Origin of the sequence: Ligilactobacillus sp. (genome assembly GCF_036846325.1) — a bacterium.
Taxonomy (GTDB): Bacteria; Bacillota; Bacilli; order Lactobacillales; family Lactobacillaceae; genus Ligilactobacillus.
The window spans coordinates 1,742-13,831 of sequence record NZ_DAIUCE010000048.1 but is presented as its reverse complement, the minus strand read 5'-3'; the positions used below and the strand labels follow the sequence as shown (position 1 = coordinate 13,831).

Sequence of the window (12,090 nt, the reverse complement as noted above, 5' to 3'; positions counted from 1 at the left end):
ATATTTCAAAATCAACCGGATACGGACAGACAGGCAATATCTTTGAAAGCTTTTACCGGTTGGGAAAGAACGGAAAGGCAACTCCCGGCCTGGCAAAATCCGGCAAGGTTTCAAAGGACGGACTGACATGGACCTTTAAACTCAGGAATGCCAAGTGGAGCAACGGTGACAGGATTACGGCTGACGATTTCGTTTATTCCTGGAGAAGGTCAATCGATCCGAAAACCGAATCTCCGTACTCATACTTGTTTTCAGGCGTCAAGAATGCCGATGAAATTGCGTCCGGAAAGTTGAGCACCGACAGGCTCGGCATCAAGGCACTTGACAAAAATACCGTTCAGGTTGAGCTTGACAAGCCGATTGCCTATTTCAAAGTCCTGCTCGCCTACCCGCTTTTCGGGCCGCAAAATCAAAAGGTTGTTGAAAAGTACGGCAAAAAATATGCAACGCGCTCAAAATATATGGTATATTCCGGTCCCTTCAAAATGACAGACTGGAACGGAACTTCCGACAAGTGGAATTTTGTCAAAAACAATCAGTATTGGGACAAGAGTTCGGTCAAACTCAAGAAGATAACCTATAAGGTCGTTGAAAATACGAATACTGGCTATCAGCTTTATTCTCAGGATAAGCTGGACATGACGCCGCTTTCGAACCAGCAGGTCAGAAGTCTGAAGAATAATCAGGAATTCAGGCAATATCCATATTCATACGTTTCGTATCTTTCATATAACTTCCAGGCTAAGGATCCGATGATCAGAAAGGCGCTTAACAACAGAAACATCCGCCTGGCATTCTCACTTGCTCTTGACCGGAAAGTACTGATCAATAAGGTCTTTGGCGATGGTTCCAGCCTTCCGACAGGCTTTGTCGCAAGAAATCTGGCACATGATCCGAAAAACGGGACTGATTTTGCAAAGGAACAGGCGGTTTCCGGCACTGTCGGCCACGATGAGGCAAAAGCCAGAATATATTTTGAAAAGGGCATGAAGGAAATCGGAGCAGACAAGCTGACGGTGACGATTCTGGCCGCAAACGACAATGCCAATAACGGTCCTCTGACACAGTATCTGCAGTCTCAATATACGAAGGTCTTTCCGAAAATCAAGGTGAATTTGGCCTCAATTCCCGGCAAAAGCGCTTCGGACAGGGCTCAAAGAGGCGATTATGATATCTATGTTTCAGGCTGGGGCGGAGATTTCAATGATCCGATTACGTTCCTGCAGATTCCGCTGACCGGCACTTCATACAATTATGGCAAATATTCGAATCCGCAATATGATGCTCTGATCAAAAAGGCAGAGGGTGAGGATGCAAATAATGAAGACAGGCGCTGGCAGGATCTGGTGTCAGCAGCCAGAATTTTCAATGCCGATCAGGGCGTGACGCCGATTTATCAGCAGACGACGGCATATATGCAGAAAAAGAGCGTCAGGGGCATCATCCACAATACAGCCGGAACGCAGTGGAATTACAAGTACGCATATATCAAATAATGATTTCACGCGCAATTCTGCGCGTTTTTTTGCTGAATTCAAGAGTCGATCCTTCAGAATATGCACGATTTTTAAGGAAAGGTTAAACTTTGACCTTTTTTGACCAATTTGCAGCAAAAGTGACCACATTTGCGATAAAACGTTGTAAAATTGATTTGTAAGAAAGTTTGATCGGAGGGCTTTTTATGAGTGAAGAACCAAAATTTACCTCGGCGGTGCAGGATGCGCTTTCTGAGGCACAGAAAATTGCGGTTGCAAGGCATCATCAGGCAATCGAAATTCCGCATCTGTTCAAATTCTTAGTTCAACCTGGCGAACTTGCGGCTGATGTTTATAAAAAAGCTGGTGTTGACGTTGCTTCATTTGAAAGGAAGATAGATGAGGAACTTGACAGGATTGCCGTTGTCGAAGGAACGAATGCCTACGGGCAGAGTCTTTCGCAGAACATGTACCGATTGATGCAGGATGCTGAAACGCTCAGAACCAAGTTTTCGGATGAGTACGTTGCAATCGACACGTTGATTCTTGCCTTGATGAAGCAGAAGTACAATCCGTTGAGCGAATATCTGACCGCTCATGGTGCAGATGAGAAAAAACTGAAGAAAGTCGTTGAAGAAATGCGTGGTGGCGAGAAAGTGACATCAAAGAATCAGGAAGAACAATACAAGGCACTTGAAAAATACGGCGTTGACCTTGTCAAGCAGGTTCGTTCCGGCAAACAGGATCCAATCATCGGGCGCGATGAGGAAATTCGTGACGTGATCAGAATCCTGTCACGCAAGACGAAGAACAATCCGGTTCTAATCGGTGAGCCCGGCGTTGGCAAGACCGCCATTGTTGAAGGCCTGGCACAGAGAATCGTGAAAAAGGACGTCCCGGACAATCTGAAGGACAAGACGATCTTCTCGCTTGACATGGGAGCATTGATTGCAGGTGCCAAGTATCGCGGCGAATTTGAAGAACGCCTGAAGGCAGTCTTGAAGGAAGTAACCAAGAGCGAAGGCCGGATCATCCTATTCATTGATGAGATTCACAACATCGTTGGTGCCGGAAAAACTGAAGGAAGCATGGATGCCGGCAATTTGCTGAAACCGATGCTTGCGCGCGGAGAACTGCATTTGATAGGGGCAACCACGCTTGACGAATATCGTGAATACATGGAAAAGGACAAGGCTTTGGAAAGACGTTTCCAAAAGGTTCTAGTCAAGGAACCGGACGTTGAAGACACGATTACGATTCTGCGGGGACTGAAGGAGCGCTATGAGATTCATCACGGCGTAAGAATTCACGATAATGCCCTCGTGGCTGCAGCGACGCTTTCAAACCGTTACATTACCGACCGGTTCCTGCCTGACAAGGCAATTGACCTGATCGATGAAGCATGTGCCGAAATCAGAGTCGAAATGAACTCGATGCCAACTGAACTTGATCAGGTCACACGTCAGCTGATGAGACAGGAAGTCGAAGAAGCTGCCTTGAAAAAGGAAAATGATCCGGCTTCAAGGAAACGTCTGGAGGAACTTCAGGAAGATCTCGCTGAATCACGCGAGCGGGCGAACAAGCTCAAGATGCGCTGGGAAAGCGAAAAGGAAGACATTCAGAAAGTTTCTGACAAAAAGCAGGAAATCGACAGGGCAAAGCATGATCTTGAAGAAGCAGAAAACAAGTATGACCTTGAAGAAGCAGCCCGCCTGCAGCATGCGGTCATTCCAAAACTTGAAGGCGAACTGGAAGAACTTGAAAATACGAAGCGGCCTGAAGACTGGCTCGTTGAAGAATCCGTCACGGAAAATGAAATTGCAGAAGTCGTCAGCCGCATGACGGGCATTCCGGTTGCAAAGCTTGTTCAAGGGGAACGGCAGAAGCTCCTGCATCTGGCAGACACTTTGCATGAACGGGTCATCGGACAGGATGAGGCCGTTGATGCAGTGGCTGATGCGGTTCTTCGCTCAAGAGCGGGACTTCAGGATCCTTCCAAACCACTCGGCTCGTTCATGTTTCTTGGACCGACTGGCGTTGGTAAGACCGAGCTTGCCAAGGCACTCGCAGAGAATCTGTTCGATTCAGAAAAACACATGGTTCGAATCGATATGTCAGAATACATGGAAAAAGCTTCGGTGTCGCGTCTGGTCGGAGCGGCTCCCGGTTATGTCGGCTACGAGGAAGGCGGACAGCTGACGGAGGCCGTCCGGCGCAATCCTTACACGATTGTTTTATTTGATGAAATTGAAAAGGCTCATCCGGACGTCTTCAACATCCTGCTGCAGGTTCTTGATGACGGCCGCCTGACTGACGGCCAGGGACGGACTGTTGATTTCAAGAACACAATCCTCATCATGACGTCCAATCTTGGTTCAAGTATTCTGCTTGACAATGTTCAGGCAGACGGAAAAGTTTCCGATGAGACCAGACAGGCAGTGATGAAGCTTGCGCAGACGCATTTCAAGCCTGAATTCCTGAACCGGATTGATGATATCATCATGTTTGCACCGCTTGGAATAAAAGCCATTCAAAAAATCGTTCAAAAGTTTGTTTCGCAGCTTTCAAAACGGCTTGAAGATCAGGAAATCACGCTCAGGATTACTGACAGCGCATGCGACTGGCTGGCCGATAAGGGATATGATCCGGCTTACGGCGCACGTCCTCTGCAGCGTTTCATTACCAACAACGTCGAAACGCCGCTTGCAAAAGAGATTATTGCGGGAAATATTCTGCCACATTCAGAGGTTTTGATTGATCTGGATGAAAATGGAAAACTGAGCTTTGATTCTTCAGCGGTGGCTGTGGATTGATAATAAAAAAGTCGAGATGTTCAATCTCGACTTTTTTATTATTTTCTTTCAGGACTCTTAACGAAAAGCGATAAGAGATTGATTGCAATCAGTCCGCCGATTGCGGGAATGACGGCACTCATTGCGGGATCGAACGCAGTCCCGCCCAAAGCGGAAAGCACGTATCCGATAACTTCGCCGTAAATAGCGCCCCAGACCAAAATAGTCAGTTGTTTTGCCATTTGAAAACACCTCTCATTCGTTACATATTGTAGCACAAACTTCTTTTCATTTCACAAATAATTTGGTAAATTTGTCGCAAAAAAATGGAAGTATCCTGGAAATTTTAGTATAATATAAGCAAATAGCGTACATGTGTTTTTATTTTAGAAAGGATGACGCAAAATGTTTGCACCGCTTCAGGTAAAAAGCTCATATAGTCTGTTGCAAAGCCCGCTTAAAATCAGTGAGTACGTTGAAGCCGCAAGCAGGATGGGCTATGAGGCGCTTTGTCTGACCGACGTTGACGTCCTTTATGGCGCGTTTGAATTTTTTGAAGCATGTCGTAAATACGGAATAAGAAAACCGGTAATCGGAATTGAGCTTAATATGCAGGGAGATGGTGAAGAAGAGCCGATTTCCTTGCTTTTGCTTGCCAAAAATTCAGCGGGGTATCGCAATCTGGTGAGAATTTCATCAGGCAAACTGTCTGAAAACGGCTCTGATCCGCATGACAATCCGCAAACATGCGATGATATAAAGGATTATCTTGACGGGGTGGCGGTGATTGTTTCGCCCGAGTCTATCAAGGTTGCAAGTTCACCGAAGTTTTTTGAAAAACTGCAGGCAAACGGTGCAGAACTGTATTTGGGCAAGGGGCCTCAGTTTTCACGCGAACTCCTGCTTGATGCGTATCGAATCGCAGAAACGATGAAGATTCCGCAGATTGCCTTGTCGAAAGTGGAATACCTGAAGCCGGAGGATTATTTTGGACAACAGGTCCTTCAGGCAATCGATGCGAATGAAAGAATCGATCCCGGTCATCGAATGTCCGGTCCTGATTACTTAAAAATGCCCGGGGAGTATCAAAATGATTATGAAGAAGCAGGGATGGAAGCTGAATTCCAACAAACCGGCCAGCTTCTTTCGGAAGTTGACTTCTGGCTGACTCCGTCTGAAACTTCATTGCCACACTACAAATTTCAAAAGGGCGTTGCAGAAATTCCGGCACATGATTATCTGAGAAGGCTGTGCAATGACGGAATCAAGCGCTGCTTCAGGGAAAATCCTGATAAAGTCGATGTTTATCAGGCTCGTCTTGACTATGAGCTCAAGGTGATTCAGGAAATGGGATTTGAAGACTATTTCCTGATTGTCAGCGGAATTACTCAATACGCGCGCTCAGCCGGCATCATCGTCGGTCCGGGGCGCGGGTCTGCTGCCGGATCACTGGTATCTTACGTCCTGCGCATTACCGACGTTGATCCAATCAAATATAATCTTTTGTTTGAGCGTTTCCTGAATGAGGAACGACACGAAATGCCTGACATTGACCTGGACATTCCAGACAACAGGCGTGACCGGATCATCAAATATGTTTATGATACGTACGGAAGCCGACACATGGCACAAATCATCACGTTTGACACGTTCGGTGCCAAGCAGGCCCTGCGTGACAGCTGTCGCGTATTCGGACTGACTCAGGCTGAGACTGATGTCTGGTCAAAGGCGATACCTTTCGGAGATAAGATGACGCTTGAGCGTGCCCGTTCGGAATCCCAGCGAATCAAGAATCTGATTGCGGACAGCAAAGGAAACGAGTTGTTGTTTGAAACTGCTCAAAAACTTGAAGGTCTGCCAAGGCATTTTTCGACTCATGCTGCCGGAATTGTCCTGAGCGATCAGAATCTTGACGAAGTCGTTCCGGTTCAGGTTGGAAATGACGGTTATTTGATGACCCAGTTTTCAAAAAAGCCGGTTGAGAAAGCCGGCCTGCTTAAAATCGACCTTTTAGGTTTGAAGAATTTGCGGATTTTGAATACGGCAAAGGATCTCGTGAACCAAAATAATGCGGCAAATCTTGATCTTGAACGGATACCGCTTGATGACAAGAAAACTTTGGAGCTCTTTTACAATGCGAAGACGGAAGGAATTTTTCAATTTGATTCATATGGAATCAGGCAGGCCATGCTTAAGATCAGACCTGAGAATTTCGAAGACATCGTTGCTTTGAACGCCTTGTACCGCCCGGGACCGATTCGAAATATTGACGAATTTACGGCAAGACGTCACGGGCGAAAACCTGTTTCCTATCCGGCAAAGGTTTTGGAACCAATCCTGAAGAGCACTTACGGAATCATCGTCTATCAGGAGCAGGCCATGCAGGTTTCGTCAAGAATGGGCGGCTTTACGTTGGGCGAAGCCGATATTCTGCGTCGGGCAATCAGCAAGAAGGAACATGAAACGATTGAAAGAATGCGCGTCAAATTCGTTGCAGGCGCTCAGAAAAAAGGATTTTCAAAAGAGGACGCATTGCGTGTTTACGATTACATCGAGCGGTTCGGAGAATACGGATTCAACCGCTCCCATGCCGTTGCGTATTCGAAGATGGCTTTTCAGATGGCTTACCTTAAGGCTCATTACCCGGCAGAATTCTATTGTGCGCTGCTGAGTACCGTTATTGGAAACGTTGAGAAGACTCAAAGTTTTCTGGCGGCTGCCAGAAAGCGCAGAATCAAGATTCTTGCGCCGGACATCAATAAAAGCAGTTATGATTTCCGCATTGCGGACGGCGGCATCATGTTCGGTTTTTTGTCCGTGAAGGGAGTCAGATTCGATTTTATCAGGCAGATTCTGGCCGAACGTCATGCCGGAGGATATCGACCTTTTAAAAGCCTTGATGATTTCATGAACAGGATGGTTGACCGGGCGCTTGTTGACAGGCAGGATAGTGATAGTGTTGCAGAAGAACGCGAAAAAATCGCCAGAAGATATCGGCCGATTGTTGAAACGCTGATCTACGTCGGCGCATTTGATTCCTTTGGAGACAGTCGAAGTCAAATGCTGAGCAACCTTGAAGTTCTGGTGAAGTACGATCAGCTTTCGATGAACGATCCTCTGCTTGAATCGCTTATGGCTCCAAGCAGGAAAAGCGTCAGGGAACTGACCCTGGACGATCGTCTGGCAAAGGAAAGGGAGTATCTTGGCGTATATCTGTCAGCTCATCCGCTTGACAAATACAGTGCGTTTGCACAAGGCATCGGAACAAGCTCGATTGCCAGTCTTGTTCCTGATCAGCAGGCGATTATTCTTGTCAGAGTCAGGGAAATCAAGGAAATCGAAACCAAAAAGGGTGATGAGATGGCATTTGTCACATGCGTTGATCAGACCGGCGAAATCGAGGCGCCTTTTTTCCCGAAGCAGTTCCTGAGGTATCACAAGGGATTGAGAGAAAATGCAGAGCTGCTGTTTTACGGCAGGGTCCAGGATCGAAACGGTCTTTCCTTCGTGGTCGACCGTGTCGAGCCGATTGAATATATTGCACTGCATTTTTCAAGCACGATTACGGTAGAAACGAAACGACAGCTGTTTGACATCATGAAACGATATCTGGGACCAATACCGGTCATCGTCGAAGATGATGCAAAACAGACGAAGAAAATGCTGGACAGAAGATTCTGGCTCAGAAAAGACCAGAAGATGCTGGAAGAAATCGGCGAATTGCTTAACAGGGAAAACATTCAGTATGTCAAGGGAAATCCGGGATGATTCCCGGTTTTTTTGTTGTACAAAAAAACCGAGCCCCAAAAGCTCGGTTAGGAAGTTATGAATGATTCGGGTGAGATTCGAACTCACGACCGTCCGCTTAGAAGGCGGATGCTCTATCCAGCTGAGCTACCGAACCATCGCAACGTCATTTATTATACGATATAGGAAGACATAATGTCAAATGAAATTTATGAAAAGATTGAAAAAAAGATTTTTGAAAGCGTGCAAGAGTCAATAAAGCCCGCTGCCAGCAACGGATTGCCAATAAGCGCAGAGACTACCTTCATCTATGCAGAAGAGGCTGGGGGAACTGCATTTTACGGGTAAATCTAATAAAGCATCAGTTTTTTCCGGCTCCTTTTGTTATAATGGAAACATCTTGTGAAATGCAGAGGAAAGAAAATGGTCAGAAGAAGAAAACAGAATAAAAGCCTTGTGACCCTGATTATTGCCGTCGGACTGGTCTTGCTGAGCTGGACTGCCTTTGGCAGGAAAATCGGTCTGGACGAGTGGTTGAATCAAGGGCATCAGACTCAAACCAGTCATGTTGAAAATGACGAATATACGCCGGACAGGCAGCTTGCGGAAAGTGTCATGAGCGCTTCAGTCAGGCAGAGACTCGGACAGAAAATCGAGTGGAACGGACATGGTGCCTTCATCATCGATGATAACAGGAACGATTTGAATGCCGATGTTTCAAGTGCTCCGTATGCGGTCAACAGAAAGGAAAACGGCGCAATGATCGGGGATGCCTGGTTGAACAGGACAACCAGACAATACAGGAATCGAAGCGAAACAGGCCAGGGAAGGACCGACTGGCGCCCCGACGGTTTCAGGCAAAAGCTCAATCTGAGCGGCCGGTACTCTCATGCTTACGACAGAGGTCACTTGCTGGCCTATGCCCTGGTCGGGGGACTGAAGGGATTCGACGCATCTGAGTCAAATCCTGACAACATCGCAACGCAGACGGCCTGGGCAAATGAGGCTCAAAGCGCAGATTCGACCGGACAGAACTATTATGAAGGGCTAGTCAGGAAAGCACTTGATCAAAATGAACAGGTCCGCTACCGCGTCACCGATTTGTTCGAAGAAGGAAATCTGGTTCCTTCAGGAGCTCACATTGAGGCCAAAAGCAAATCCGGCTCGCTCGAATTCAACGTGTTCGTCCCAAACGTCCAGAAGGGAATTGAAATCAATTACCGAACCGGCTGTTTAGGACAGCCCGCATCACAGCGGGTTGTTTTTTATTGCAGTCTGCTGCATAAAAATGATATATTCTGAATATAAGGAGGAAATAACATATGGATCTTAAAGAGGCAATGAAGAAACGACACGTCGTGCGCAGCTATCGGGATGAAGAACTTGATTTGGAAACGGTCTCGGCCTTGAAAAGGCGCATCGAAGAGGACAACGAAAAATATCAGGTGCATGTCAAACTGGAGACAGGGGATTCTTCTGCACTGAATCTTATGGGAAAACTGACTTCCAGAAATGCCGACAACTATTTTATCATGGCGGGAAAGGAAAGCGCTGATCTGAACGAACGCCTGGGATATGTCGGGGCGGATCTGATGCTTTACGCCCAGACGCTTGGACTCAACACCTGGTGGATCGGCGGAACGTTCAGCAAAAAAGCCGTCGAAGGAAAAGTTCCCGGTCAAAAAGTAATCGGCATCATCGTTGTCGGGTACGGGGCAACCGCCGGAAAACAGCACAGGCAGAAGGATGTTGAGGCAGTCAGTTCATACGAGGGTGAAATGCCGGACTGGTTCGCTGCCGGTGTGAATGCAGCGCTGCTTGCACCCACTGCACTTGGCAGACAGAATTTTTGGATCATCGGAAAAGGTCATAAGGTTTCCTTGAAATGCGACACCTGCGGAGAAGATTTCGGACTTGTGAAGTATCACTTTGAACTCGGTGCGGGAAAAGAGAACTTTGAGTGGGAATAGTCTTTGCAAGTCAACATTAAAAGGTTAAATGTTGTTAAAGCATAACGGAGGGGTTATGGAAGTGAAGTACATAAAATACCTGGCCATGCTCTTTTCGGCAGTAACCGTGCTTCTCGTGGCATGCCGCAGAGAAACTTTTGATTACGGCGTGTTTACCGGCGATGCCATGAATCAGCGAAAAAAATACGAACGATATGATAGCGTAGTCGTCGAGCCGAGCAACTTCACAAGCAGGCAGGTTGAATCCTTGAAGGAAGACGGCAGGCATGTCTATGCTTACCTCAACATCGGTTCGCTTGAAAATTCTCAGCCCTACTGTAAAAGGTATGAAGACGTCATGCTTGACCGATACGACGGCTGGCCGGATGAGCACTGGGTAGACGTCACCAGGGAAAAGTGGCAGCGCCTGGTGGTTCAGGAACGCGCCCGGGTGTATAAGGAACGTGGCTTTGACGGTTTGTTCATCGACAATGCCGATGTATATCATCGATATCATACGCCTGAAGTCTACCAGAGTCTGAAGTCGATGCTTGCATCTCTCAAACGACAGGGGTTTAAGCTGATTGTCAACGGAGGAGACGTCTTTATTTCCGAAACGTTGAAGGACGGCAGCGCCAGAAGGCTTTATGACGGAATCAACCAGGAAGACGTATTCACGACTTACCATTTTGACAAGAAAGAATATGGCAGGCAGTCCAGGGAAGATACGGCTTATTACGAAGGATACCTCAAGAAGGCCAGGAAAGCAGGACTTGACGTCTACATCGTCGAATATCGTGCCGGCAGGGAGCTTTCAAGGAAAATCGATGCATATTGCGAGCGACACGGGTATAAATGGTATAATGCCGACAGCATCAAATTGAATTAAAGGAGATGTCCGAAATCATTTTTCATGATTTCGGTGTTTTTTTTGCAAAAAAATGCTAACTACCGCAAATTTGCGGGAATTAGCGTCTGAAAAAAGCGTATGATAAGACTCAAGATGATGGTTGATGAACGAAAGGAGGCAAAAAACATGGTGTGGAAGGAGATCAAAGGTTACGAAGGACGATACATGGTATCCGATACCGGCAAGATCATGAGCCTGCCAAGGACGATCAAAACGTCCAGAGGCTACAGAACGATTTCCAAAAGGAGAATTCTCAAGTGCAGCAGGCTCAGAAGCGGTGCCAAGGTAATCCGGCTGGTTGACAAGGACGGCAACAGGAAGAACTACACCGTAGCCCAGGTCGTTGCCAGAACGTTCATCGAAAATGACGATCCTGAACGAACCTTCGTGCGTCACATCGACGGAAAAGAAGGCAACAACAATGTCAAGAATCTCAAGTGGGACTACCCGGGACGCGCCGCATCCACGGACTACAGATTCAGGAGGAGAAGGAAAAGAAAATCGGGGAACTGGAACACCGGTCCGATTCAGGCCTTCAAGAACAACATCTGTTGCGGCGAGTTCCAGACGGCTACGGAAGCGGCACGGCATTTCGGTTTCAAGAACACCGTCGGAATCTGTCTCTGCCTGAAGGGAAAGCAGAAGACGGCGGGGGGAATGGAGTGGAGGAGGAAGGAAGACGTTAAGGATGATTTTAAGAATCTATAAGAGCATATTTTTAGAAAGACGGACATGGAGGTGATCCTATGGATAAAATCAAGGAAATGGCATATTCACTATGGGCCAAGAAGAATGTTCAGGACGGACAGCCGATGTGGTTGCCGCTTATTGTACATCTCATGGATACAAAGAATGTAATCGGATGGATTTACAATCACTGGATTGATGACGGACAAAGAGAGGTGATGAGGGAAGGATTTGATTCAGAAGAGGAATTGCTGAAGTTTATCAGGTTTCTTGGCGCCGTTCATGACATTGGCAAGGCGACCCCTGCCTTTCAGACCAAGAAATCATATATCAGGGATGATGAACTCGATGACTATCTTGTCAAGAGGCTTGTTGGAGCAGGATTTAGCGGTCTGGACAGTGCATTGCTGGAGTCAAGGAAACATTCCCCTCATAACCTGGCGGGAGAAGTATTACTGAGAGACTGGGACGTATCTAAAGAAGTATGTGCAATAATCGGCGGACATCACGGCAAGCCGTTTAATGTTGTT

10 protein-coding genes and 1 tRNA gene are annotated in these 12,090 nt (G+C 47.0%); 9 read left to right on the top strand and 2 right to left on the bottom strand.

The window, feature by feature from the left end; translation table 11 throughout:
• On the top strand, positions 1-1,496 hold a 1,496-nt coding region (locus V7Z60_RS05925), incomplete at its 5' end, for a peptide ABC transporter substrate-binding protein (RefSeq protein ID WP_334116927.1).
• 185 nt (positions 1,497-1,681) lie between these two features.
• Positions 1,682-4,288, top strand: a complete 2,607-nt coding sequence (clpB, locus tag V7Z60_RS05920) for an ATP-dependent chaperone ClpB (RefSeq protein WP_334116926.1) — start codon at positions 1,682-1,684, stop codon at positions 4,286-4,288.
• 38 nt (positions 4,289-4,326) lie between these two features.
• On the opposite strand, the gene V7Z60_RS05915 is transcribed toward clpB, so the two are convergent.
• On the bottom strand, positions 4,327-4,509 hold the full coding sequence (locus tag V7Z60_RS05915; RefSeq protein ID WP_334116925.1) for a YjzD family protein: 183 nt from the start codon (positions 4,507-4,509) through the stop codon (positions 4,327-4,329).
• 163 nt (positions 4,510-4,672) lie between these two features.
• On the opposite strand from V7Z60_RS05915, the gene V7Z60_RS05910 reads away from it, so the two are divergent.
• The gene (locus V7Z60_RS05910) at positions 4,673-8,035 is read left to right on the top strand and encodes a DNA polymerase III subunit alpha (protein ID WP_334116924.1); all 3,363 of its coding nucleotides are present in this window, start codon (positions 4,673-4,675) and stop codon (positions 8,033-8,035) included.
• A 62-nt stretch (positions 8,036-8,097) separates the two neighbouring features.
• Here the strand turns inward: V7Z60_RS05910 and V7Z60_RS05905 are convergent.
• Positions 8,098-8,171: transfer RNA gene (locus V7Z60_RS05905), tRNA-Arg, on the bottom strand.
• Between the two features lie 38 nt (positions 8,172-8,209).
• On the opposite strand from V7Z60_RS05905, the gene V7Z60_RS05900 reads away from it, so the two are divergent.
• From V7Z60_RS05900 to V7Z60_RS05875, 6 genes are all read left to right on the top strand, one after another.
• Positions 8,210-8,362 (top strand): hypothetical protein, encoded by a 153-nt coding sequence (locus V7Z60_RS05900; RefSeq protein WP_334116923.1) that lies wholly within the window; start codon positions 8,210-8,212, stop codon positions 8,360-8,362.
• Between the two features lie 75 nt (positions 8,363-8,437).
• A complete protein-coding gene (locus V7Z60_RS05895; protein ID WP_334116922.1) occupies positions 8,438-9,316 on the top strand; it encodes a DNA/RNA non-specific endonuclease in 879 nt (292 codons plus the stop codon).
• Between the two features lie 20 nt (positions 9,317-9,336).
• Positions 9,337-9,984 (top strand): nitroreductase family protein, encoded by a 648-nt coding sequence (locus V7Z60_RS05890; protein WP_334116921.1) that lies wholly within the window; start codon positions 9,337-9,339, stop codon positions 9,982-9,984.
• 55 nt (positions 9,985-10,039) lie between these two features.
• Complete coding sequence (locus tag V7Z60_RS05885) at positions 10,040-10,852, top strand: endo alpha-1,4 polygalactosaminidase (RefSeq protein ID WP_334116920.1); 813 nt, start codon at positions 10,040-10,042, stop codon at positions 10,850-10,852.
• Positions 10,853-10,999: 147 nt separating this feature from the next.
• Entirely contained in the window at positions 11,000-11,581 is a 582-nt protein-coding gene (locus tag V7Z60_RS05880; RefSeq protein ID WP_334116919.1) for an NUMOD4 domain-containing protein, read from the top strand.
• Between the two features lie 38 nt (positions 11,582-11,619).
• A partial coding sequence (locus V7Z60_RS05875) for a CRISPR-associated endonuclease Cas3'' (RefSeq protein ID WP_334116918.1) occupies positions 11,620-12,090 on the top strand: 471 nt, incomplete at its 3' end.

Excerpts from the sequence above, each read along its gene's own strand:
- clpB (WP_334116926.1), top strand. The coding sequence starts at position 1,682 with ATGAGTGAAGAACCAAAATTTACCTCGGCGGTGCAGGATGCGCTTTCT.
- V7Z60_RS05915 (WP_334116925.1), bottom strand. The coding sequence starts at position 4,509 with ATGGCAAAACAACTGACTATTTTGGTCTGGGGCGCTATTTACGGCGAA.
- V7Z60_RS05910 (WP_334116924.1), top strand. The coding sequence starts at position 4,673 with ATGTTTGCACCGCTTCAGGTAAAAAGCTCATATAGTCTGTTGCAAAGC.
- V7Z60_RS05900 (WP_334116923.1), top strand. The coding sequence starts at position 8,210 with ATGTCAAATGAAATTTATGAAAAGATTGAAAAAAAGATTTTTGAAAGC.
- V7Z60_RS05895 (WP_334116922.1), top strand. The coding sequence starts at position 8,438 with ATGGTCAGAAGAAGAAAACAGAATAAAAGCCTTGTGACCCTGATTATT.
- V7Z60_RS05890 (WP_334116921.1), top strand. The coding sequence starts at position 9,337 with ATGGATCTTAAAGAGGCAATGAAGAAACGACACGTCGTGCGCAGCTAT.
- V7Z60_RS05885 (WP_334116920.1), top strand. The coding sequence starts at position 10,040 with ATGGAAGTGAAGTACATAAAATACCTGGCCATGCTCTTTTCGGCAGTA.
- V7Z60_RS05880 (WP_334116919.1), top strand. The coding sequence starts at position 11,000 with ATGGTGTGGAAGGAGATCAAAGGTTACGAAGGACGATACATGGTATCC.